At 39.5% G+C, this 23,536-nt stretch carries 17 protein-coding genes and 1 pseudogene; 10 read left to right on the top strand and 8 right to left on the bottom strand.

Annotated features, from left to right (window positions below):
* On the bottom strand, nucleotides 1-459 hold the full coding sequence (locus F7734_RS45055; RefSeq protein ID WP_155750864.1) for a response regulator: 459 nt from the start codon (nucleotides 457-459) through the stop codon (nucleotides 1-3).
* On the bottom strand, nucleotides 449-2,764 hold the full coding sequence (locus F7734_RS45050) for an ATP-binding protein (protein ID WP_155750863.1): 2,316 nt from the start codon (nucleotides 2,762-2,764) through the stop codon (nucleotides 449-451). The genes F7734_RS45055 and F7734_RS45050 overlap by 11 nt, the downstream gene beginning before the upstream one ends.
* Before the next feature lie 670 nt (nucleotides 2,765-3,434).
* Here F7734_RS45050 and F7734_RS64455 point away from each other — a divergent pair.
* From F7734_RS64455 to F7734_RS45035, 3 genes are all read left to right on the top strand, one after another.
* Entirely contained in the window at nucleotides 3,435-7,253 is a 3,819-nt protein-coding gene (locus tag F7734_RS64455) for a GAF domain-containing protein (RefSeq protein ID WP_243147421.1), read from the top strand.
* Nucleotides 7,254-7,308: 55 nt separating this feature from the next.
* Nucleotides 7,309-7,689, top strand: coding sequence for a response regulator (locus tag F7734_RS45040; RefSeq protein ID WP_155750861.1), 381 nt, complete (start codon nucleotides 7,309-7,311; stop codon nucleotides 7,687-7,689).
* 293 nt (nucleotides 7,690-7,982) lie between these two features.
* Nucleotides 7,983-8,408 (top strand): response regulator, encoded by a 426-nt coding sequence (locus F7734_RS45035; protein WP_155750860.1) that lies wholly within the window; start codon nucleotides 7,983-7,985, stop codon nucleotides 8,406-8,408.
* Nucleotides 8,409-8,613: 205 nt separating this feature from the next.
* Here the strand turns inward: F7734_RS45035 and F7734_RS45030 are convergent, their stop codons facing one another.
* The 4 genes from F7734_RS45030 to F7734_RS45015 form a co-directional block, all read right to left on the bottom strand.
* A complete protein-coding gene (locus F7734_RS45030) occupies nucleotides 8,614-9,162 on the bottom strand; it encodes an HMA2 domain-containing protein (protein ID WP_155750859.1) in 549 nt (182 codons plus the stop codon).
* 66 nt (nucleotides 9,163-9,228) lie between these two features.
* Nucleotides 9,229-9,519 (bottom strand): DUF5132 domain-containing protein, encoded by a 291-nt coding sequence (locus F7734_RS45025; protein ID WP_155750858.1) that lies wholly within the window; start codon nucleotides 9,517-9,519, stop codon nucleotides 9,229-9,231.
* A 93-nt stretch (nucleotides 9,520-9,612) separates the two neighbouring features.
* Nucleotides 9,613-10,434: a phosphate ABC transporter ATP-binding protein PstB gene (gene pstB, locus F7734_RS45020; RefSeq protein ID WP_155750857.1), complete on the bottom strand. Its 822-nt coding sequence runs from the start codon at nucleotides 10,432-10,434 to the stop codon at nucleotides 9,613-9,615.
* Nucleotides 10,435-10,461: 27 nt separating this feature from the next.
* On the bottom strand, nucleotides 10,462-11,592 hold the full coding sequence (locus tag F7734_RS45015) for an ATP-dependent 6-phosphofructokinase (protein WP_155750856.1): 1,131 nt from the start codon (nucleotides 11,590-11,592) through the stop codon (nucleotides 10,462-10,464).
* Between the two features lie 323 nt (nucleotides 11,593-11,915).
* On the opposite strand from F7734_RS45015, the gene F7734_RS45010 reads away from it, so the two are divergent.
* Together F7734_RS45010 and F7734_RS45005 are read left to right on the top strand one after the other, a co-directional pair.
* Complete coding sequence (locus F7734_RS45010; RefSeq protein WP_155750855.1) at nucleotides 11,916-13,205, top strand: glutamate-cysteine ligase family protein; 1,290 nt, start codon at nucleotides 11,916-11,918, stop codon at nucleotides 13,203-13,205.
* A gap of 305 nt (nucleotides 13,206-13,510) precedes the next feature.
* Nucleotides 13,511-13,834, top strand: a complete 324-nt coding sequence (locus F7734_RS45005; RefSeq protein WP_155750854.1) for an HPF/RaiA family ribosome-associated protein — start codon at nucleotides 13,511-13,513, stop codon at nucleotides 13,832-13,834.
* 235 nt (nucleotides 13,835-14,069) lie between these two features.
* Here the strand turns inward: F7734_RS45005 and acsF are convergent, their stop codons facing one another.
* Nucleotides 14,070-15,146, bottom strand: coding sequence for a magnesium-protoporphyrin IX monomethyl ester (oxidative) cyclase (gene acsF, locus F7734_RS45000; RefSeq protein ID WP_155750853.1), 1,077 nt, complete (start codon nucleotides 15,144-15,146; stop codon nucleotides 14,070-14,072).
* A 248-nt stretch (nucleotides 15,147-15,394) separates the two neighbouring features.
* On the opposite strand from acsF, the pseudogene F7734_RS44995 reads away from it, so the two are divergent.
* The 5 genes and pseudogenes from F7734_RS44995 to F7734_RS44980 all read left to right on the top strand — a co-directional run.
* A pseudogene (locus F7734_RS44995) lies at nucleotides 15,395-15,667 on the top strand (coproporphyrinogen III oxidase); the annotation flags it as partial.
* 766 nt (nucleotides 15,668-16,433) lie between these two features.
* The gene (locus F7734_RS44990; protein WP_155750851.1) at nucleotides 16,434-17,336 is read left to right on the top strand and encodes a hypothetical protein; all 903 of its coding nucleotides are present in this window, start codon (nucleotides 16,434-16,436) and stop codon (nucleotides 17,334-17,336) included.
* Between the two features lie 162 nt (nucleotides 17,337-17,498).
* Nucleotides 17,499-19,409, top strand: a complete 1,911-nt coding sequence (locus tag F7734_RS44985) for a hypothetical protein (protein ID WP_155750850.1) — start codon at nucleotides 17,499-17,501, stop codon at nucleotides 19,407-19,409.
* A gap of 56 nt (nucleotides 19,410-19,465) precedes the next feature.
* Complete coding sequence (locus F7734_RS62480; RefSeq protein ID WP_207714356.1) at nucleotides 19,466-20,221, top strand: hypothetical protein; 756 nt, start codon at nucleotides 19,466-19,468, stop codon at nucleotides 20,219-20,221.
* Between the two features lie 93 nt (nucleotides 20,222-20,314).
* A complete protein-coding gene (locus F7734_RS44980) occupies nucleotides 20,315-22,216 on the top strand; it encodes an ATP-binding protein (RefSeq protein WP_207714355.1) in 1,902 nt (633 codons plus the stop codon).
* A 350-nt stretch (nucleotides 22,217-22,566) separates the two neighbouring features.
* On the opposite strand, the gene F7734_RS44975 is transcribed toward F7734_RS44980, so the two are convergent.
* Nucleotides 22,567-23,133 (bottom strand): AAA-like domain-containing protein, encoded by a 567-nt coding sequence (locus F7734_RS44975; protein WP_155750849.1) that lies wholly within the window; start codon nucleotides 23,131-23,133, stop codon nucleotides 22,567-22,569.
* Nucleotides 23,134-23,536: the final 403 nt, after the last annotated feature.

The following is a 23,536-nucleotide window of genomic DNA, read 5'->3' as shown; positions in this document are numbered from 1 at the left end:
TTATTTACTTTTGGTTATACTTGGTGAAACTGCTAAGTTAAACCAAGCTTCTACTAATACTTGAATTAAATGACGTAATTTTTTCAAACCCGTAGGCTTGATATAATAAGCGTTTGCTCCAACTTTGTAACAAAAATCGATATCTTTAGGATTGGAAGAAGAAGATAAAACCACCACTGGCATGACTTTCAGAACCGTATCTGCTTTGATTTGCCGTATAACTTCGCGACCATCGGTTCCTGGTAAGTTGAGGTCGAGCAAAATCAAGGAAGGACAGGGAGCCACATCAGGGTCAGCATAATGTCCTTTACGAAAAAGAAAAGCTAATGCTTCATCTCCATCAAAACACCGATATATCGGGTTTTCCAACGATGCTTCTTGCAAGAAACGTTGCAAAAGGTCAAAGTCTTCATCACTGTCTTCCACTATAAGTAACGGTTGGTAGCTATTACCCGGCATTCAGTTCCTCCTCACTTTGAAGCGTAAAATAAAACGTACTACCGACATCAACACTTGATTCTACCCAAATCTTACCGCCATGTCGTTCTACAATTTTCTTGGCGATGGTCAAGCCTGCTCCTGTACCGCCGCCGTACTTTCTAGGAGGATGGAGACGCTTAAAAATGCGAAAAACCATCTCTAAGTGTTGTTCGGGTATTCCAATGCCGTTATCTCGGACGTAGAATACCGGGACACGACTTGGCAGATGGATGGGAATTTGTTGATTGCTAGCAGAGGATGGTGAGGCTACCTCTAAATAGCCAATTTCAACTAACTTTTGAGTTTTATCATTATATTTGATTGCGTTACTGATTAAATTGCTGAAGAGTTCATCAACTTGGCTGGAATCACAAATAATAGTGGGTAAAGTCTGGGGAATGTAAATTTCTACATCACTCATTTTGATGCTTGTCTTTTGGATTTCTAAAACATTTTTGATTAATTCATTGAGATCGGTCGGTTGGCGATTAAGTTCCATTCGTCCCAAACGAGAAAAATGAAGGAGAGATTCGATTAAATCTTCCATTCTTTGAGTTAATCGCGTCAGGATTTGCAGTTTGGCAACAGCATCTTCATTCAAAACGTCTGCATAATCTTCTATCAGCAAGCTGGAGTAATTATGAATGCCTCGTAATGGTTCTTTTAAATCATGAGATGCAATATAAGCAAAAGCATCTAGTTCTTGATTGCTCCGTTCTAACTGGATGTTCATTCTGACTAATTCATCGATTTTATGCAGTAATATTCCGACGATCGCACTTCTTAATTCCAATGCACTATCAATTTCACATTTCTGCCAAGTTAGGGAAGTACAGCGTCGCGTTTCTTGCCAGATTGCAAAGGATTTACGCGGTGATATTCGCATATTACCATCCTCTTCTACTGTGACAGTTTTATTGGGATTTCCCCCCCAACTCACAGTTTGTATCACTTCTGGACGAAACCATAGAATACAGCTTTGGTGAATTTGAGAAAGAGAAATTACCAACAATCCACTTGCAATATTTTTAAAGTTTTCTGCTGGTGGATAAATTTTCGGTAAGCAATCAGTAGAAAAAATATGGCGCTGAATTTTTGTACTTACCCAATCGATTAGATCGTGAATTTCTGTTTCTTCAGGAGTCTTACCAATACAAAATAACTGTGCTTCTAGATATAAAGCGACTCCTTGAGCACCTACCATTTCCAAAAGGCTATTTCTATCCGCAACTAAACTCTCAACTAAATTTTCTGCTTGTGAAAGACGATCGACAAATTCTGTTTGAATTGACTTCAATTTTAATTTGTATTCTAAATTTTCATTTTCTTCTTTGCCTCTTAGTTCTAATGCCATGGCCTGACCTAAAAATTCACAAATAGTCCGAATTTCATAATTAATGTATTTAGGGAATTTGTGATGGCATGCAATTAAACCCCACAAGTTATTGTCTTTAATTAGAGAGATAGACATAGATGCGCCAACGCTCATGTTCCGTAAATATTCAATATGGAGAGGAGAAACACTTCTCAATACAGATAAACTTAAATCGAGTCGTTGATTTGTCTGGAGATTATCAATAGGAACGAGTTCAACGGGTTGATAATTTACATTAGGAATGAGCCTCAGTAAATTGAGATGATAAAGACGCCTAGCGGGTTTGGGAATATCAGTAGCTGGATAGCGCAGTCCTATATATGGAGTGCAATTTTCGGCTTTGGATTCTGCTATCACTGTGCCCGCTCCATCTGCATCAAAGCGATAAACCATTACACGCTCGAAGCCTGTAATTTGCCGTACTTCTTGAACAATGACCTCACACAGTTCGTCTAAGGTGTTTGCTTTCTGCATTTTGGTAATCGGTTTTTTGACCCATTGATAGAAATCAAAAAAATTACCAGTCGCTTCAGAAGTTGTAGGTTCTAATTCTAAAATTATGTCTTGGCCGCAAACATGAAGAACGCCATCAAATAACAAGCTTTTATCTTGATTTTTTATTGATAATTTGAGGGGATTAATGTTCTCAAAATCTCTTGATAGGCATTGCTGAATGGCTTGAATTTGCTGATTTCCCAATAAGTGAATTATTTTTTTTTGTAACAATTGTTGTGGCGGTATGCCTAAAATCTCCTGACTGTTACTGCTCACCTGTCTAATTGTAAACTCAGGCAGTTGCAGAACCAGTAGTAACCCATGAGGTTGAATACTACCGGGAATATGAATCTGTTCGCGATCGCAGTTCGTTAAATCGACATTACTGGCAGTAATAATCTCGCTTGTATTCATTTATCAATTTTTTTTAATATAAGATAAACAGAAGTCAAAAATTATTATAATTATATATTTAAGCTGATAATATGTAACGATACTCTATTGCGATCGCAACGAGTGTTAAAAATGCTGATTGAATCAACCTTTGACATAAAAGTTATAATCTTTAGTAGAAAATACTGACCTTATTATATAATAACAGTCCTATTTGATTTGTAAAAATTATGAACCGCCATAGCGAAGCGTGCGTGCTAGCGCATAGACGCAAAGAGCACGAAGAAAAGAGAGCAAAATTTTTCAAATGATTTAGGATGGCTATATAGTACATATGAATTATCCTCCTTGAAGATCTTACAGCAAATTCCAACCTAGTGAGGTACAAAAATTACCCCCCTCTGTCCCCCCGATACCTTGGGGGGATGAAAGGGGGGTGTACCTCATTAGACTGAGAAAGGCTATATCATTCAGAAGGTAGCATGCTCCCATGGGATTCAAGCAAAGATGTTTTATACCTTGCTGCAAGCAGTTCCAGCGTAATTTAATTATTGGTATAAAATGGGCTTTAGAGCCAAAACTTTAGTTTCTATTTATACTTTGCAATTACAGCTACCCTATGCCTTTTATCTATAATGAGTTATTACTCTCATGCAGAGGACATTATGCCAGACACAGCAAAGAGGTAGTTATGTCAAAAAATCAACGAACAGTTCTTATCGTCGATGATTGTTCAGAAGACAGAGAAATTTACGAGTATTACTTACGTCGCGATAAAAATTATACTTATAATATTTTACATGCAGAAACCGGTGAAGAAGCCGTGCAAGTTTGCGCTCAAAAATTACCAGATGTAGTATTACTGGACATTTTACTACCAAGTATAGATGGGCTAGAAGTTCTCAGTCAGTTACGTTCCATTTTTAGCAGCAGTTACTTACCAGTCATCATGTTAACAGGTCAAGGAGATGAACAAGTTGCTGTGGCTGTTATGAAAAGTGGTGCAGCTGACTATCTGGTTAAAAATAAAATAACGTCTGATAGTTTGCGAGTTGCTGTTAATTATATATATGAGAAAAACCAACTTCAGCAACAATTAGAAATCAGCCAAAAGCGTTTCTACACCTCAATTGATAATTTGCTAGATTGTTTTTGTATTTGCAAAAGTGTCCGAAATGGCTCTGGGAAAATTATAGATTTTTATATTGATTACATGAATACAGCAGCTTGTCAGGAACATCGCGTGAAGGCTGAAGAAATAATTGGGAAAAAATGGTCAGATAATATCGTTGATTTCTGGAAAAATGAATTATTTGACAATTGCTGCCATGTCGTAGAAACCAGTGAATCGTTAAGCAAAGAATTGTTGCTATATTCCGATACAATTCAAAAATATAATTTAACTAAAGCTGTTGATATTAAACTCAATAAGTTAAATGATGGTTTCGTTATTTGCTGGCATGATATCACACCTCGCGTGCAGGCAGAGATGGCCCTCCAGCAACAACTAGAACAACAACGCCTAGTCCTGGAAATTGCCCAACGCATTCGTGAATCACTGAATTTGCGAGAAATTTTGCAAACAACAGTAGAAGAAGTTCGGCAGTTCTTGCAAACCGATCGGGTGATTATTTTTCAATTCGATCCGACATGGACCGGGACTGTAGTTGTAGAATCAGTGGCCGAAGGTTGGAGAGAAATACTATCAACACAAATTTACGACCCTTGCTTTGAAGAAAATTACGTTGAGCCCTATAAGCAAGGTTTAGTGACAGCAAAATCAGATATTTATACGGCTGGAATTGGTACTTGTCATCTGGAGTTACTGGCAAATTTTCAGGTAAGAGCAAATCTTGTTGTTCCTATTCTTCAAGGAGATAATTTATGGGGTTTAATAATAGCCCATCACTGCCAATCCTCCCGAGATTGGAAAGTTACAGAAATTGATTTCTTACGGCAGTTGGCCATGCAAGTAGGAATTGCAATTCAGCAATCTAACCTATTTGAGCAGTTACAACAAGCCAAAGCAGATTTAGAACAACGAGTAGCAGCACGGACGGCAGAACTACAGGCTAAAGAAAAGCTGCTGAATGACTTTTTTAATGCCTCTGCGATCGCAGGTATTGGGCTGGGTATTAATGACGACCAAAAGCGTTTTTTAAAACTAAACCAAGGTCTCGCTCATATTAATGGGCTACCCCTTGCTGACCACATGGGTAAAACCATAGATGAGATTTTACCACCCGTGCTGTCATCAGCTGTGAATACTCTCTTCGATCGGGTAATTGCCACTGGCGAACCAATTTTAAATGTAGAACTACAAGGGGAAACGGCTAGCCAACCGGGTGTTCAACGAAACTGGCTGGTTAATTATTTTCCTACCCTGGTACAAGATGGTAGCGTGACAGCAATTGGATCTGTTGTCTTTGAGGTGACCGAACGCAAACTTGCGGAAGCTATCTTGCGACAAAGTGAAGAACGATTGCAGCTTGCCCTAGAAGGAGCAGGTGATGGTCTTTGGGACTGGAATATTACCACTGGCGAACTTTATTTGAGTCCCCGTTGGCTGAATATGTTGGGATACGCCATGGAAGATTTACCAGAAATTATCAACGCTTGGGAAATGCTCATTCACCCAGATGACAAACCTTGGGTACACGACATTCTCAACGCTCATTTACAAGATAGCTCCGTACCTTATGCATTTGATTATCGAGTGCTGACAAAATCGGGAGCATGGAAGTGGATTGCTAACTATGGGAAAGTTGTAGCACGAGATCCCCAAGGTCATCCTCTCAGGATGACAGGATTGCATAAAGATATCAGCGATCGCAAACAAACAGAATTTGCTTTGCAGCAACAGGTTGAGCGAGAGCGACTGATGGTAGGAATTATACAGCATATCCGTAAAACTCTAAATTTAGAGGATGTCCTCAGCACTACAGTCACCGAGCTCTTGGGATTTTTCCAGGCTGATAGAGTTTTGGTTTACCGGATAGAGTCTAACTCGGCTGGCAGGGTAGTGGCTGAAGCTGTGACACCAGGATGGGATTCTTTACTCAACCTTGTTTACTCTGCAGAAACTTGTCCGGTGGAAACCCGCCAGCAATTTCTGCAAGGACAAATTTCTACTGTGTCTAATCGAGAGAGTGGGGAAATTGTGCCTTGTATGGTGGAGTTTTTATCACAAATCCAAGTCCAAGCCAACCTAGTTGTTCCGATTATTCAGCAAAATAGGCTTTGGGGATTGCTGATTGTTCATCAATGCAGGCACCCCAGAGAGTGGCTACCTTGGGAATGCAATTTATTGCAACAACTAGCAAACCAAATGGCGATCGCCATTCAACAATCCGAACTTTACCAGCAACTACAAGCAGAACTTACAGAGCGCCAACAGATAGAAGAAGCTTTACGCCAGAGTGAAAGCCAATTCCGTTCTCTCAGTGAAAATTCACCTGTAGGAATTTTTAGAACAAACACTGCTGGAGAATGTACTTATACCAATCCTCGCTGTCAAGATATTTGTGGCTTTACTTTTGCAGAGGCTTTGGGTGAAGGATGGATGCAATTTTTACATCCAGACGATCGTGATACAGCGATCGCGCAATGGACCAATGCTGTATCAGCAAACCAAGTATATGCGGCTGAGGTGCGTTATTTACACAAAGACGGAATGATTCGCTATTGCCGAGTCCAAACTGCACCGATTTGCGCTAGTTCTGGGGAATTAACCGGATACGTTGGTAGTATTGAAGACATCACCGAAAGTCGGGCGATCGCTCAATTGAAGAATGAATTTATCTCGATAGTCAGCCACGAACTCCGTACACCCCTAACTTCGCTGCGTGGTTCCTTGGGATTGCTAGCGAGTGGAGTTTATGACAACAAACCAGAAAAGGGTAAACGAATGTTAGCAGTAGCAGCTGAAAGTACTGCACGCCTGGTGCGCTTAGTGAACGATATTCTCGATTTAGAGCGGCTAGAATCTGGCAAAGTTCCCCTAATTCAACAAAAATGTGATGCTACTTATTTGATGGAACAATCAGTAGAAGCAATGAAAACTAATGCCCAACAAAACAAAATTACCCTTTCATATACTCCCCTTAATCTTCAAGTTTGGGCATCTCCCGACGCTATCATCCAAGCCCTAACTAACTTATTGAGCAATGCAATTAAATTTTCTGAACCTGGTTCTACAGTTTGGCTCAGTGCAAAAATTCACCAAGGAAACAAGGAAGAAGAAAATATTTCGTCCCCAAAATTCCCAAATTCTCAGCGCTGTGTTTTGTTTGCAGTCCAAGATAGAGGACGTGGTATTCCAGCTGATAAACTAGAAACAATATTCGAGAAGTTTCAACAAGTGGATGCCTCTGATTCTCGTGAAAAAGGGGGAACAGGTTTGGGTTTAGCTATTTGTCGCAGTATTGTCCACCAACACGGAGGCAATATTTGGGTGGAAAGTGTTTTAGGAGAAGGCAGTACATTTTACTTCACATTGCCACTAGCCTAACAAGAAAATGCCGGCGACAGAAGGCCAGCACAAAATATTAAGTGAGACACACTCTATGGTAAGTAAACAAATTCTAGTTATTGATGACGAAGAATTACTACAAGAAGTTATCCAAGCAAGCTTGGAAGAAGTTGGTGGGTGGACGGTACTCCTGGCTGGTTCGGGTACTCAAGGATTAGCGATAGCAGCAACCCAAGCCTGCGATGCAATATTGCTGGATGTCTCAATGCCAGGAATGGATGGATTGGAAACGTTTCTAAAGCTGCAAGAGAATTGCTCTACCCAAGCTATTCCAGTGATTCTTTTAACAGCCAAAGTACAACCAGAAGATAAAGTTCGTTTCTCTCAGTTAGCTATTGCTGGAATAATTACCAAACCTTTTGACCCCATAACTTTGACAGAGCAGATTGCTGACATCTTGGGTTGGGTCTTATAACGTAAAGTTTCGTAAACTTCAAAATTTCTTTAATTCTTCTATTTAAAGTAGCTCCAGAATTCGACATTTCAAGCCTGCGTAGCTTTGCTTCGTTTGTATAGCCCCAGAATTCATTCTGAAGGCAATTGGCACTCTTTGGGACGATCCCTTTCAAACAACCTCTTATACCATGCATGGATTTTAGATGCGTGGATTGGGAAAGTCCTGCCCGGTCTGGATTTGTGTCAATCATCTGTCGCATTCTTTGTTCAAATTGGTATTCAATATAATTGAAAATATTAAGCTCGTGACTAATGATTATTTTGGAAACAATTCAGCGAGTCAAAATAGTGAGTAGTGAAAAAATTTTGATTGTTGATGATGAAGAAATTATTAGACTGGTAGTACAAAGTTGTCTGGAAGATTTAGCTGGGTGGAATGTCATCACAGCCCAATCGGGACAAGAGGCTCTCAGCAAAGTCATGGAAGAAAAACCAGATGCCATTCTTTTAGATGTGATGATGCCAGGAATGACTGGCTTGGAATTTCTCCGATTACTAAGAGAAAATCCTAAAAATCAATATATACCAGTTATTTTGTTAACAGCGAAAAGTGAATACACTACTCCACAAAAAATTATCGATTTTGGTTTAGCAGGAGCAATATCTAAACCTTTTGACGCTTACGAACTTGTTGAAAATATTTCCAATTTTCTAAATTGGAAACCGCAAATACAATAAATTATCCACAATTGTTGACTCTCATAAAATCAGAATTTCTCTGATGAATCACAGTAATAACGAACAATTCGAGCGAAACCTGGATTGGCTCCTCAATGTTTTGCAAAGTAAAGATTTGTTGATAATGCAGGCTTTTAAAGAAGGATCTGGGAGGCAACAGATAAAGTGGTAATTTTGCGTTGAATCTGGGAGGGTGGCATTTTACTTACGATCGCTTGTGGTCTGTTGATTGTGGTGATTCTTGTGTATTGTTGAGTTTCGTAAAACTATCAAAAGCATACCAAGCTAATACATACCAGGGAGATGTTTTCAAACCAGGGCTTTTATTTAATAATTGCCGTAGCGCTAGTATAGTTAAGAAAAGAGGAAACAAGAAACGTAAGTCAACCAAACCTGCTGTTGCTTGATAGAATTTTTGATTGAGACTAGCGATCGCATTTGTGACAGCGACTGCTGCTTGAGATTTTCCCATTGGCGCATCCGTAACAATGATGCCTACATCTTGCAATTCAGTCATTGCTCGTGTAAAGCTATCACTGTCACCAGAATAGTAGATAGTTATGCTGCCAGTCTGGTCATTGTTACAAACTCGCTCGATTTGTCGAAAAAACTCTTTGAGCACACTGGCGATTTTTCCCGTAGTTTGCTGTTTGCGATGTTGGTGAGTAACTCGAACTCGAATTCGACCTGGGGTATGACTAACGACTCGTAGATGTATTGGTGTTGGAACAGAATCCAGTGGCAATAACTTCATAACATTTCCTCCAAAAAAGGATGGGTATTTTACCCATCCTTCACCTAACTTCGAGCGTTCTGCAAACTAGCTATTCTCCCTTTCAAATACAGTTGGTTCAAGAGCCTTTGTATGTTCCTCTGCAATTTCAGCTTTGGCTTCTGCAATAATATCCTCAAAGGTTTCGCCAACTTCGGCAATCACACCTTTGCCCTTTTCATAAAGAACAATCCCACCTTTAATAGTTGCCTTGGCTATGGATTTACCAATGCCTCCTGCTACAGGAATAAGAACAGGCAGAAGTAGGATGGCTGCAATACCAGGAACACCAAGACCTTCAACGACTTCATCAAGTTCAGGTACAAATTTAGGTGCCATAGGATTTTTTTCTGTTTTTATATACTTTTAGTATATCATTTTTCAAGAATTTAAAATATAGAAAAATTGAAAATTTAAAAAACTTTAGTAACTTCAACCAAAACACCCTTTTACATATTGCTCGGTAATCGCCCGTGTCGGATTGCTAAAAATAATTGAAGTTGAATTATATTCCACTAGTTCACCAATACGGCTTCCTTCTTGCATTTCAACATTCAAGAATGCTGTCATTTGAGAAATTCGTGAAGCTTGTTGCATATTATGGGTAACAATCACAATCGTGCATTGCTCTTTTAATTCATCCATTAAATTCTCAATTTGCCAGGTGGACATGGGATCGAGTGCAGAACAGGGTTCATCCATCAAAATTACCTCTGGACGCACGGCAAGTACTCGAGCAATACACAATCTTTGTTGTTGACCACCTGAAAGTTCTAAGGCACTTTTACGGAGTATATCCTTCACTTCATCCCAAAGAGCAGCTTGGCGTAATGATTGCTCCACTAACTCATCCAGATTGCCTTTGTAACCGTGAACGCGAAGACCATAGGCAATATTATTGTAGATGGATTTGGGAAAGGGATTGGGCTTCTGAAAAACTATACCAATGCGGCGGCGAACTGCTACTGCATCTTCTTGAGTGCTACAAATATTGCGGCCTTGAAAAAGAATTTGACCATCTATGCGAGTCCCTGGAATGAGATCGTTCAGACGATTAAAACAGCGTAATAAAGTAGTTTTTCCACAGCCGGAAGGACCAATAAAAGCTGTAATACAGTTTTTGTAAATCGGGAGATCGATATTGCGTAAAATTAGGAAATTACCATAATAAAAACCTCTTATCTGTGCATACAAAATAACGTGTTGCTCAACACTAGTAGGGAAAATTATGGGAGTTAGATCGTATGATTCCATAATCTCTTTATGAGTTTTATTACGTATCTATAAAATATTAGTATGGTCATCAATAAACTGCTCGATCGTGTCATCTTTGCCCAATTCTCCAACATAGATGCCCAAAGCTCGAGCAGTTTCCACCAAGTAACTTTCAGTATTTACAGGCGCAGGGCTTTGAAGTATGACCTGTTGTAGGGGGACAGCAACAACTTGTCCATTTTGCCAAGCGACCATTTGGTCAAATTGTCCTTGTGCTACTAAATCCACTGCAGCTTTACCAAAAGCTGTCGCCACTAGACGATCTAAGGCACAAGGAATTCCGCCTCGCTGAATATGTCCGAGAACTGAGACTCGTGTTTCTATTTTCTTAGTACTACAATGGGCAATTTGGTCAGCGATGTATTGACCAATACCGCAGTCGGGAGTTGGTTTGCACAACTCGCGATCGCTACAATCAAAAGATGGTTTAATCGGTTCAATGCCTTCTGCAACTACGATAATAGCAAATTTGCGCCCCCAGCGATCGCGCAGTTGATCGAGATGCTTGCACACATTCTCAATGGAATAAGGAATTTCCGGAATCAAGATAACATCTGCTCCACCTGCTATACCTGCTTGTAAGGCTAAATGACCTGCTTTTCTGCCCATAACTTCCACAATCATCACCCGATCGTGGCTAGCGGCGGTAAAAGTGAGGCGGTTGAGAGCATCTGTAATTGTATTGACAGCAGTATCAAATCCAACAGACCTTTCCGTGAGTGCTACATCATTATCAATTGTTTTAGGAATAGCCACAAAATTCCAGTTGCCTTGGCACGCGAGGTTGTGGAGAATATTGATACTACCATCACCACCAATACCAATCAGTGCATCTAACTCTAACGCCTCATAACCAGCAATAATTTCACTTGCACGTGCCAGCGTATCCCCTTTGTTGATAGTTCCTAAGATAGTTCCCCCCATACTTAGCAAGGGATCTATGCCGCGTAGATCTAGACCATGCATCGTCAAAGCCATTGCTTTGCCCTCAAGCAATCCCTGGGTTGCATAAGAAATTCCCAGCACTTCCCAATTGTAGGTGAGTGTTGCATGGCTTACAACAGCCCGAATCACAGCATTAAGCCCTGGGCAATCTCCACCACTCGTGAGAATGCCAATTCGTTTGCGGTTTTTCATAAAATTTTTGAATAGAAATCTTGACACGATAGAGAGCGCTTCGCCAATAGCAGCAAGAATTGACTGTATCTTGCGGCTTTTCTAGATTTTATATCGATAGCCCCTCCTTGGGCGTCACCATTAGTGCTCTGACTTCAAATTATGTAAAACTTTTGAGGAACTTGTGAGGAATTGTGATAATTTTTGAGATTGAATCCAACACTAATGTTGACTTTACAATACTGCCAGATATTCTGTCTCACAACTTCCTCAAATGATTTCCTTATAACTCAACTTGAGACAATTACGGCTGCATGACTTTGTTATATGGCGAGGAGATGAATATGGATTTACAAAAGCGTCGCATCGGTTTAGAACAAGAGTTTTTCTTGGTAGATGAGACAGGTGCGATTAGCGAAGATGTGGATGAGTTTTTGCAATCTTGTCGAGAAGTTGCGATTAAAGAAGATCGTAGTCCAGAATATTTTGTACCGGAGTTTGTCAAAAGCATGGTAGAGATCAATACTCCTCCGGCTTACACGGATATAGAACTGGCGCATGAATATCTGAAAAATCTCAAAATTGCTGTAATTGCAGCACGACAAGTAGGATTGCGGCTTTATCCTCTCTCTAGCTACCCCTTACATATTACGCCAGTGATGCGCGATCGACTCAATTACCATATCCAAGCCCGAACTATAGGTTACGAACGATTTTTACATGCGGGTAAATGCACTGGCACTCACCTGCATTTGGAAGTACCACCTGGAATTATTGACGATCGCGTTGCAGTATCTTACAACTCCAATGCGACAGAACGTGAGGAATTATTAAATATTTATAACCTAGCGACTGCTTTAGACTCCGCCCTGATATCTTTAGCACGAGCATGTCCTTTTTATGAAGGATATGCACTTGGGTTAGCTTCTCATACAATTCGTTATCGAGGCAGTGAAAAATTTGGGTGGGAGGGAGTTTATACTCATTTACAACCCGTTGGTGGGTTGATGCCTTATGCTCATTGCGTTGAAAGTTTGGTTGAGCAGCAATTTGCCCGTTACTATGCTTGGTTAGAAGCAATGGATAAAGCAGGTATTGAACGGCATCTATTCCTTGAAGCTGGGGGAAGCTTGCTCAAATCTGCATGGAACCCGATTAGGCTTAACAAACTTGGGACAGTGGAAATTAGATGTATAGATAGCAACTATCCATCAATAATTTTAGCAATAATTTCACTTGTGTACAATGCAGCTTGTAGAGTTCGAAGAGAAGGCTTAAAAGTTAGACCAGCGAAGGGATTACATATATTTGATTTAGATGGGAGTTATTTATGGGTTCCAGATTTTGAGTATTTAAATGGTGGCTTGCTTTATGCTGCTGCCACAGAAGGAATTAAAAACTCGAAGGTAAAAGACTATGTAGATTCGATTTTGAAGTTTGCTACTACCGAGGATAGCAAAGACACACAATATCTCACACAACTGAGAATGAAATTAGATAACTGTCAAACAATCGAAGCAGAAATTATGCAAAAATTTACTCAACCAATCGCTGAACTTTCACAGGATAATGGCTTGCGTTTAGTACGTGAGTCTTGCGATAAGTTGGAGCAGGAGTTAAAATTATTAGACTAGCGATAATTCTTCGCCACTGTTAAGCGCGAAACCCTGATTCTTACATCAGGCAACCATTGAGCGATTAAATGCTAATTGCAGGAACTAGCAATACAAGTGCTTTTTTATGCAGTTTAACTGGACGTTTTTTATAGCATAAGTACTTAGGATTTTAGAATTTCAGTAAATTCATTTTCTGACGATAAAGTAACAGCTTAACTATTTGTTATATTATGGGTCTAAATACAGCCTCACAACTTCCTCACATTTTTTATTTAATCTCAGAATATAGACAATCGGCTAGTCTCTGACAGTGAGGAGAATATATGACAGTACCACTGCAACTGACTTTCCATAATGTTCAATCATCAGTATCTGTTGAAGAGAAAATAAGAGAGAATCTTCACAAATTAGAACGTTTTTGTAATCGGATAATTAATTGTCGGATTATTATTGACGCTCCCCACCGCAACCAACATAAAGGTAATCTTTATCATGTGCGAATCGACCTTACGCTACCTAATGGAAAAATAATTGTTAACCATAACCCATCAGATGAAACAAGTCATGCAGATATATATATAGCAATTCGTGATGCATTTGAAACTGCACGTCGGCAATTGCAAGATTATACTAGTTTGCAGCAATAAAGGATGTCCAAGAAATAATTACCCATCTTATGGGACGGGCGAGGACGCCCGTCCCACAAGAGAAAGTGGTTATTTTTTTATTTAGAAGTCCTCTAGTTGTGTCGGCAAAGTGCTTGAAGGTGAAGTCGATTAATCCGAACAGGTATTTCTGGATGAAGAGCAAATTACTAAGGGGTTTGTTCTCCTGTGAGTCACTTATCCTTTTCGGGCTTCTCCAACAAGTTTCTTTATCAATTTAACGAACTGTTAAGCGCATTGCTTCAGCATCAATTGGTTTAATCAGATAAAGCAGCAAGAGATTCCACGCAATTGCGATCGCTAAAGGAAGTTTGCGGATAAGTTTGACAGCTTTGGGCTGAGAACTGCGGTCAATCTCCACCAATTTTGAGTTGTAATCCGAACAGCGGTGCAGACGTGGGAAAAACTTTGGATGTTCGGTATTCAACATGACAGGAAAAGCACGACCAGCAGTTTCGTTAGTCTTGCGAACAACTTGGCGATCGAATTCTGTTGGATCGAGTCCCAGTGAATGGTAAAAGCCAGCCCGTTCGTGAACCGTTAGCGTGTGGGTGGCAAACACTGATAACAGGAAAAAACGACTCCACAGTCTAGCTTTCCAGTTATTCCAAAGTTTTGGTTGCGATCGCAATAATGCTTTAAATATATCCCCATGACGGTTTTCATCCTGACACCAACTCTCAAAGAAGCGAAAGATAGGGTAAAACTGGTTTTCTGGATGCTTTTGTAGATGGTGATAGATAATAATATAGCGCCAGTAACCAATTTTTTCTGATAGGTAAACAGTGTAGATCACCCATTCAAGGGGAAAAAACGTATAAGTGCGGGTTTTCGTAACAGCAGCAAGATCGAGTGAGAGTTTAAAATCAGTCATTGCTTTGTTGAGAAATCCTGCATGACGGGCTTCATCACGAGCCATCAAATGAAATATTTCAGACAAAAGTGGATTGCGTTGTTTCAGCCTGCGGGAGAGTTCTTTAAACAGCAAAAACCCAGAAAACTCTGAAATGCACGAACGTTCTAAATAGTCAAGAAAGGCGCGGCGTGATTCAGGGTCAATATGTTCCCACGACTGCTCAAATGTCTCATCCCGGACGAAATGGTGACGATTGTAGTCTGCCCGCATTTCTGCGAGCATGGCTTTTAACTCAGTTTCTTGAGCAGACAAATCCAGGTTGGCGGCGGTTTCAAAGTCTGTAGTGTAAAACCGGGGAGTCAATATAGTTTCTTGGCTTGGCTGTTTAATTCCGGCTTTTGGTTGCTTGGGGGTAGACTGAGGCAGAGTATTTACCATGTTTGCTCTATTCTTCAACTATGTTATTTAATAACTATCAAGTTATGATACTTGTAGTCCTTTAACTCAAACCTCATTCAAATTATTTCTTTACAAAGTCTCTAGTTGTTCCCGACAACTTCGTATTGCAGGGTAAAAGCCAAAGAAGCCGTTTATTAAGTTTTGAAAATTCTAGGAACTTTTATGGCTTAATAACTATAGAGTGATTAAAATCAGCGATTTGGCTCAAAGGTTAAAGAGTATACAGCATGGCTTATCATTCAAAGAATCAAATACAATTACTCACATCTCCTAGTAATACACTTCCTGCCGATTCACGCGCTCGCGTCAAACAACTTATGCAGAACTTACAGGATGAAATTTGTACTGCGTTGGAGCAACTTGATGGAAAAGCCCGGTGTCGGGAAGATTGTTGGCAGCGAGCAGAAGGCGGTGAAGGACTTACTCGGGTGATTCGGGAAGGGCGGGTATTTGAACAAGGCAGTGTTAACTTTTCAGAAGTTTGGGGAGATACACTACCTACCCCTGTTAAGGTGAGCATTTGTACTAAGATTTATTAGGGTTTCAGCTTTGCACCCATTAAAATTTGGAGCCAAAAACTAATATTGGCGCTCAATTTTAGATTTTAGGATTGGGGGTGCGACGTAAGAATCAGGCTTTGAGCTAGTACTTTGTTAGTACACCTTAACAGGGGTAGATACACTACCTCCCTCAATATTGACGCAACGTCCGGAAGTTACTAAAAAAGTGAGCATTTAAAGTTTACTTTATAAATTATATTTGAGGAAAAATAATTAAGTAATATTACTGTTTATCCTCACAATTTCCTCAAATTTAAATTCTAATATTAAGTATAGAAACATTTCAATTATAGAAGTATGAAACTAGTCAAGAAGCCTTGAAATATGACTATTCCTTCTAATATTTATGCTTTTGACTGCGGTATTAGCAACCAGCGAATTTGTCAGTTTATACCAATTATCTAAAATTCAGCAACACATTTAAACACCAAAACCCTTACCATCACTGGCTTTCTTAATTACAAATTACGAATTGGTATTAACTACTGGAGAGTTTAGAAAATAGGAGTTCAAAACTACAACTCGTGAGTGAGCCTTCTGTCGTAGCACTTACTACTTTCACATCTGCGGATCTCAACCACCCTGCGCCTTGCTATTAGATAGTAACAATCTGGTTAAAAGATATGGTCAAAACGCTTATAAATTAACTGTCGCATAAGTATGAAAAAAATCCATACTGATACAAATTTTTCAAGGAGTTTTCATTATGACAAACCTCGTAAATTACTACCAAGAAATAAAAAATCACTTGCATAGTCAACTAAAAGCAGCAAGAACTACTCAGGTAGTAGCCAGGATATTGCAAAACGAGATTCAGAAGATTGAAGATTTAAATGGTGAGTACATTAATGGGTTAACACCAAGTCAAGCTAGGTTAGCAATAGAACAGTTAAATGCGCTTAGTTTATCCTTAAGTAACTTGATGATAATCAAGTTGTCAGAGCCTCACCCTCCAAAACATAAACCAGAGAAATTAACATCAAAATCTCAAAGGGATATTGCAAAAGATTTGCTAAAGGGTGCTTTGATTGGAGGTACTGCTGGATTGACCACAGCAGGACTTCCAGGTATTCTTCTAGGATCTGGGGTAGGAGCTTTAACCAATACATTTGCTAAAGCGTTCATACCAGAGGTGGAAGATAAAGATAGGGTTGTTACTCAGGTGGCTCCAGAGAAAGGAGAATTGGAAATTGATGTTGATACTCTTTTGTCGAATCTCCAGCAGTCCTTGGAAAGGATTGACCGTGAAGTGGCTAACTGTTTAGAAGTACATCCAAAACCAACCTCCAAGCCAGAAATAGAAGAGTATTTAGATGTATTAGAGTCTTTACAAGACTTGATAGGACAAGCTCTTGAAGAGGAAGATAAACTTTCACCGTTGATGCATAAGCAAATTAAACGGCTCACGGCTCTCTTAAAAAACTATGGCATTGAAGTACGAGTCTACAAACCAGATTCTGAAGCATCAAGAAATGCTGAGTATTTCTTTGAAATTGAGCCTAGTCTAGAACCAAGTCAGCAAGATTACATAACTGTTAAACCTGCTTTTGTCAAGGGGGACGAATTAGTGCTGCGTGGTCGTATTATAGCACCAGCATTCTCTTCGTAACAGTGAATCAGTAGTTGACATTAAAAGCAGAGGAATAGTGTAAGATCAACTTGCTTTTGTAACTTTGGTTGCAAAGATATTCACTGATTATAAAAGCTATTAGGTTTAGAAGCGGATGAAAAATTCATGGACTATTCCTTTATAAAAGGAGAATAACTAGCTATGGAAACAGAACATCTTCAAATCATCGGTTTTGATTTAGGACATGGAGAAGTAGCACTTGCTAAGGTGCAAGATATCAATAATCCTATGCTTCCCCCTGTACCTTTACTGCTACATAAAAAGAAATGTCAGCCTACAGCAATTGCAGAGGATCAATCTCAAGGTGTTCTATTTGGAGAACACGCACTAAGAACAGGGACTACTACTTTTGAAATTGCCTTCAAGAAAAAACCCACATCTGATCCTATTTATCAACAAACAATTGAGAAACTTGTGAAGGCAATATATGAACATTTGATTAGTACCAAACAGCTATATTCCAACCAAAAGAATCACTTTTTTATTGGTTGTCCTTCGGGGTGGAACGCTAAAGATGTTGATAAATACCAAAAAATTCTTAGCAAGTACCTGCCTTGTGTCACTGTGGTTAAAGAATCCCGTGCGGCTCTCATGCAGGCAAAAGAGAGTAATATTTTTACTCTAGGAGAACTATCAAGTTCAGTACTGGTGATTGATGTGGGTTCATCAACTACGGATTTCACTCTCGTCAAAAATATGGAAGACCATCCTGATGATAGCGGTAAGGACTTGGGAGCTTCTCTTATAGACAAAACAATTTTGGCTTACAGTCTTGAGCAGCACGAAGATAAGAAAGAGATTGAAGAAATTTTTCAACAACTGCCCTCTGCAAAAAATAAATGTGAATTTCTTTGTCGAAAATACAAAGAAGAGTATTTCTCTATTCAGGGAAATTACGAAGGATCGGAGGATTATGTTAATGTGGGTTATGAAAAATTGCAATCGCATCATAATTTCGAGCCAAAAGTAAATGGACCTATTATGCGAAAAATTCTTAACTTACCCTTACATAATTTAAATAATAAAAGTTGGGTTGAGTATTTTCACGAAGAGTTACAAAAACTCAAACAAAACCTGGAAAAGCAAGGTATTAAACCAAGTGCAATTCTCCTTACAGGTAGCGCTTCTAAGATGGAATTTATACCTCAAATGGTGGAGGAAGTTTTTCCTGATTCCGATTGTAAACGAGACACTCAACCTGAACTGTGTATTGCCAATGGATTAGCACGTTGGGGACGAGTTTATATTCAAACTGAAGGGTTTATGAAGGATGTTAATAATTTTTTGAATATTAAATTAAAGGATATTGTTCAAAGTGAAACCCCTGTCTTGTTATATTCTTTGGCAGAGTCGCTTGCAGATGGTCTCATTGAGAATGTTGTAAAACTTCGCATTCAAGCTTGGCGAAACCGCCAAATTATTACACTGAATGACTTAGAAAAAGATATAGCCAACCAAGCTCAAGCTTGGCTTAAAGAAACGCAAGCAAAAACGGCTATCTCGAAGACATTTACTGCTTGGGTGAAAAAGGTTCAGGAGAAAGTAAAAGAAGAGACGAATTCAATCTGTAAACGATATAACTTGCCCATTGAATATCTTGATGATAGAGATATAGATCTTAGTAGTGATGTCACTGATTTTTCAGAGGCTATTGATATTGGAGATCCTACCTCTCTTTCTGCAATTATTGGACTCGTGATAACAATAGTAGGAGGTGTTATCATAGCCATGTTTTCCAGTATTTTTGTGTTCACAGGTTTTTTTTCAGCCATTACGCCGCTTATACTTTTTGCTATTAAGGGACCACAAACATTTACAGATGCTGTCAAAAGTACAAAAGAAATTAATCTCCCTCTGTGGATACGCAATTTTGTTACTGACGCAAAAATAGATAAAATGAGTGTAGACAAGAAACCAGAGTTTACACAAAAACTTCTAGAGAAATTAGGCGAAGATATTGAATTAAAAACACAATTGGTTGATTCTATGATTCAGTGGTTCAAAGCTGGTGTCCAAAAGCAAGCGAATAAAGCGAGGTTGTTAATTGCATAGCCCTTAAAATCTGCAATCTTTAAGCATCGTGAAAGCGGCACAATCAGGAGACATGTATGGAAAACAATAACCCTGCTCTAGCTCAATCTCATAATCTGCAACAACTAGAGGCAAAAATAGAAGTAGTAAATGCCATGTCTCGTTCGTTGCTCTTCAGTTTGGGTCGCCAGTACCTAGATAAGCCATTTGACAATGCAACCTACATTCAACCTATTGCTCCCAAAGGCGTATTTTTAGAAAAACCGTACTTCTTGCAAGTAGAACAAGTAGGTAGTGCAGTTGTAGGTTCTTTGCATCAACCCTTTACCGCTTTGCAAACAGCCCTTTCTGCTTGCCACAATCCGGGACGTTACAGCTTAGTATTTATTATTTCCAGTGATGGTGTTCAAAATCGGGTTTATTTAGGAGTACGCAGCCACGATAATATGGCTTACTCCTCGGAAGATTTTGTGCAAAATCTTGGTCATTTCCTCCAAGGAAATTGGCAAGGTACTAAGTTTCGACTCCTAGAATCTGAATCTCAGGAAATTAAAGATCGCATTTTACACCCTCTAAACAATAAGTTTCGCTCTGCACATGCCCTAACAGGGATTCCTTCACTCAAGCCAGGAGACAATCCAGGCTACCCCCAAAGCTTAGACCGTTTGCTAGGAGGAATGCGGGGCTTACCTTTCATGTACATGGTAGTTGCCGAACCAATGGCAGAAGCAGATGTTAACCAAATCATCTACAATCTACGGGAACTGATGGGACGGGTGCATTCTTTGAGTAAAATAACCTTTAACGAAACTTTCACTAGGGGAATTTCCTAAACACAGGGACGGACTGACAGCAAGAGTATTAGTAAATCAATTGCCCATAGTACCAGTAAAAGCTATGAAGAAATCGATACATCTGGTTCAGATATGGCTGTACTGACAGCAATTGGCTCTTTAGGAATTGGAATGTTTTTTCCACCAATGGCGCTAATGTCTCTCATCGCTGCTGATGTCGCTTTAGATATAGCACCTTTGTTAAGTCGTACTTGGCAAGAAACTGAGGGAAGCACTACAACTGAAAGCGAGACTACTGGTGTTAGCATTTCTGAAACAAAAGGATTTAGCCTTAGCGCCGCTGAAGCTTTTGGGCAGGAATACGTTAATGTTCACGCTCAAGCAGCAGAAGCCCAGATTAGAAAGTATATAGAACGATTTGAACAGGCTCGTGCTTTGGGATGCTGGAATGTAGGGGTTTATTTACTGACGGAAAAACCTGATATTGCTCAACACTGTAGCACACAACTGCGAGCGCTCTTAAGTGGACAAAATAGTATTTTTGAACCACTACGGATTCACGAGCTAAAGCGGGTGTGGATGCATAAAACGCGGGACGCTTTAAAGAATTTTGACCAACCAAGTTTGGCGTTAGTTCATCCTGAAAAGCAAGAACAGCTCGAACATCCTCTTGGTTCCGCTTTCAATGGTCTGACTACCCCTCTCAACACTGAAGAATTGACCTTGTTAGTTAACTTACCCAGACGCGAAGTTCCTGGTGTGCGGGTAATGCCAACAGCTGACTTTAGCCTCAATCCACCACAAGTGACAGAACAAGACATAATTTTGGGGCAACTATTAGCAGGAGGTGAACCCACTTCCCTTAATTACGGACTTTCTTTAAAAACCTTAGCCAAGCATACTTTAGTCACTGGTATCACGGGCACAGGTAAATCTACTACCTGTCAAACCCTCTTGGGAGAATTACACAAACGGCACATACCCTTCCTCGTCGTCGAACCAGTTAAAGAAGAGTATGTTGAATGGGCGATGCACCGCAACAAGTCATTACCAAAAGATAGCCCCGATCGTATTGCCATCTATATGCCCGGTGTGCAAACTTGGCGGGGTCACAGGCTGGAAGACCAACTTACCTTAAATCCCTTTGATATTATCTGGCTTTCATCAAAAAACACATTGCAAATTTTATCTCATATTGACCGCCTCAAATCCATCCTCACTGCTGCTTTCCCCATGCAAGAAGTTTTGCCCATCCTGTTAGAAGATATGCTTTTTTATGCCTATACTCGTCCGCAAAATTGGTTAGGCGAGGAACTGCCGCCTTATGGTACTCCTCGACCCACACTCAGCCAGCTACTTGACCAAATTTCCGTGGTCATTAAAGGCAAAGGATACGAGGACAGAATTACAGCCAACATGACAGCAGCATTAACCACTCGCGTTCAAAGCCTCAGCCGGGGCTGGAAAAAGCAGCTATTTGACCAACCCCAGTCCACAGCTTGGAAACAAATCTTTGACCGTCCAGCCGTTATTAACTTAGTTCACCTGGGGGACGATGCAGACAAAGCCTTTGCAATGGCAATACTGCTTCAGTTCCTTTATGAATATCGTCAAGCTCAAAATGAATTGTTGACTTCAAAGCAAAGCAAAGATAATAGTTTACGCCACCTGACAGTTATTGAAGAAGCCCACCGTATTTTGCTGAAGGTTGCATCAAGTTCGGTAGAACAAACAAATCTCCAAGCAAAGGTCGCTGAAATGTTTGCCAACATTCTCTCAGAAATCCGTGCCTACGGTCAGGGATTAATGATTGTGGACCAGGTGCCAGCTCGTTTAGTACCTGATGCTATAAAAAACACCAACTTTAAAATTGTTCACCGTTTAGTTGCAGCCGATGACCGAAATGCTATGAGTGCTTGCATGGCACTAACACCAGAACAGAGTGCTATTATCAATCGCTTGCGACCAGGACAAGCAATTGTCTGTGGTGAACAAGATGATATGGCAGCTTGGGTACATATTTTGAAACATTAATAATGGAGTCTGTACGTTCGCTTATTTTGAGATCCAAAGGGGAATTAAAGCCTTAATGTAAAAGGAAAAAGAGGATTTTTACGTGAACCATTATTTTTGTGTAAAATTTGTGACCATTCAAAAAGGCTAAGAGAGGCGGTTATTTAAGCCGTAGGCATAGGATAAATCATAAAATGACCAAAAGCTCCTATGGGACTAAAAATGCCTGAATCCATTTCACAGCCTGAATTACAACCCCTGTAAGGCTTAATTAAATCTTGCGGTTAAAAATGAGCGAACGTACAGTGGAGTAGGCACTGCTGATAATTTACGCAACCGTGTCTGGGCTTTGATGGCAGTCACCAGAGCATCTAAGCGATTTCCAGAAGCAAACTGAGCTTCAGAGACGTTGGCGATCGCTTCTGAGTATTTTTTTGTAATTTATTTAATAAATTTTGTAAATATTGACGATAAATACCTAATTCTGTGCTTGCTGTTTGCAAAATCTCTTCTAAGGTTAATTGCTGATAGCGCAGATGATAGAGAGTAATATTCAGCAATCCTGGATGTCCTCCGAATATTGCCTGTTGTTCTTCTTGAAAATATTCACGCTTATCATAAATATCATTTACATCATAGAGAGTGTAGTCATCTTCATGCAACACTAAATCAAAAGCACTAAAGCAGATTCGCATAGTGCGCGGATCTATCCGAGAAGTCAAAGACCATAAACGGCTTAAGCTAGAGGTAGAAATTCCAATGCGATCGCTTAATTCTACTTGGGTAAAACGTTTACCTCCTCTTTTTTGCCTCTCTTCTTCCAAAATTGCACTCTGCAATCTCTTCAACCCAACACCAGTTAGAACTACTCCTCTTTTTCGCAGTGATTTATTTTTGTCTTCTTTTATCTCTAAATGAATTTTTTTACTTATTTTCATAATTAATTTTTATTAAAAACAAATTTCTCACCTTAAATGACGTATGTGATGTTTTAATTGCTTAAATCTATATTAGCAGGTATACATTGGGGAAATTTTAAAGATAAGTAAATTTTGTCAGTATATCTTTAAGCATAAATATTGTTGCACAAGAATAATAATCGTAGAATTGGGAAAGAGGTGAGTGATGCTCATTCCCTACTCTATCTGATTTTGATTATTATTATTATGTTTATTGATGAAAAAATGTTCTGGAATTTTGATATTTTTCCTTAATAATATTGTCATATTCAAATTTCTAAACTTTTGTAACAAGTTCAAAATTTCTGATTAACTGATTTATCTGAACTTGAAGTAAATAGTAAAGTATGACAGATTTATAAATATACTTAAAATTTAGTAC

It is taken from the genome of Scytonema sp. UIC 10036, from assembly GCF_009725235.1.
The sequence above is the reverse complement of the archived record's forward strand: the minus strand, read 5'-3'. Positions and strand labels throughout refer to the sequence as shown.

What these genes read in the sequence shown, in the direction of transcription:
- F7734_RS45030 (WP_155750859.1), bottom strand. Translation starts at nt 9,162, where the DNA reads ATGAAGTTATTGCCACTGGATTCTGTTCCAACACCAATACATCTACGA.
- F7734_RS45035 (WP_155750860.1), top strand. Translation starts at nt 7,983, where the DNA reads ATGATTATTTTGGAAACAATTCAGCGAGTCAAAATAGTGAGTAGTGAA.
- F7734_RS44985 (WP_155750850.1), top strand. Translation starts at nt 17,499, where the DNA reads ATGGAAACAGAACATCTTCAAATCATCGGTTTTGATTTAGGACATGGA.
- F7734_RS44975 (WP_155750849.1), bottom strand. Translation starts at nt 23,133, where the DNA reads ATGAAAATAAGTAAAAAAATTCATTTAGAGATAAAAGAAGACAAAAAT.
- F7734_RS45040 (WP_155750861.1), top strand. Translation starts at nt 7,309, where the DNA reads ATGGTAAGTAAACAAATTCTAGTTATTGATGACGAAGAATTACTACAA.
- F7734_RS45050 (WP_155750863.1), bottom strand. Translation starts at nt 2,764, where the DNA reads ATGAATACAAGCGAGATTATTACTGCCAGTAATGTCGATTTAACGAAC.
- F7734_RS45005 (WP_155750854.1), top strand. Translation starts at nt 13,511, where the DNA reads ATGACAGTACCACTGCAACTGACTTTCCATAATGTTCAATCATCAGTA.
- F7734_RS45010 (WP_155750855.1), top strand. Translation starts at nt 11,916, where the DNA reads ATGGATTTACAAAAGCGTCGCATCGGTTTAGAACAAGAGTTTTTCTTG.
- pstB (WP_155750857.1), bottom strand. Translation starts at nt 10,434, where the DNA reads ATGGAATCATACGATCTAACTCCCATAATTTTCCCTACTAGTGTTGAG.
- F7734_RS45025 (WP_155750858.1), bottom strand. Translation starts at nt 9,519, where the DNA reads ATGGCACCTAAATTTGTACCTGAACTTGATGAAGTCGTTGAAGGTCTT.
- F7734_RS45015 (WP_155750856.1), bottom strand. Translation starts at nt 11,592, where the DNA reads ATGAAAAACCGCAAACGAATTGGCATTCTCACGAGTGGTGGAGATTGC.
- F7734_RS62480 (WP_207714356.1), top strand. Translation starts at nt 19,466, where the DNA reads ATGGAAAACAATAACCCTGCTCTAGCTCAATCTCATAATCTGCAACAA.
- F7734_RS44990 (WP_155750851.1), top strand. Translation starts at nt 16,434, where the DNA reads ATGACAAACCTCGTAAATTACTACCAAGAAATAAAAAATCACTTGCAT.
- F7734_RS44980 (WP_207714355.1), top strand. Translation starts at nt 20,315, where the DNA reads ATGGCTGTACTGACAGCAATTGGCTCTTTAGGAATTGGAATGTTTTTT.
- F7734_RS64455 (WP_243147421.1), top strand. Translation starts at nt 3,435, where the DNA reads ATGTCAAAAAATCAACGAACAGTTCTTATCGTCGATGATTGTTCAGAA.
- acsF (WP_155750853.1), bottom strand. Translation starts at nt 15,146, where the DNA reads ATGGTAAATACTCTGCCTCAGTCTACCCCCAAGCAACCAAAAGCCGGA.
- F7734_RS45055 (WP_155750864.1), bottom strand. Translation starts at nt 459, where the DNA reads ATGCCGGGTAATAGCTACCAACCGTTACTTATAGTGGAAGACAGTGAT.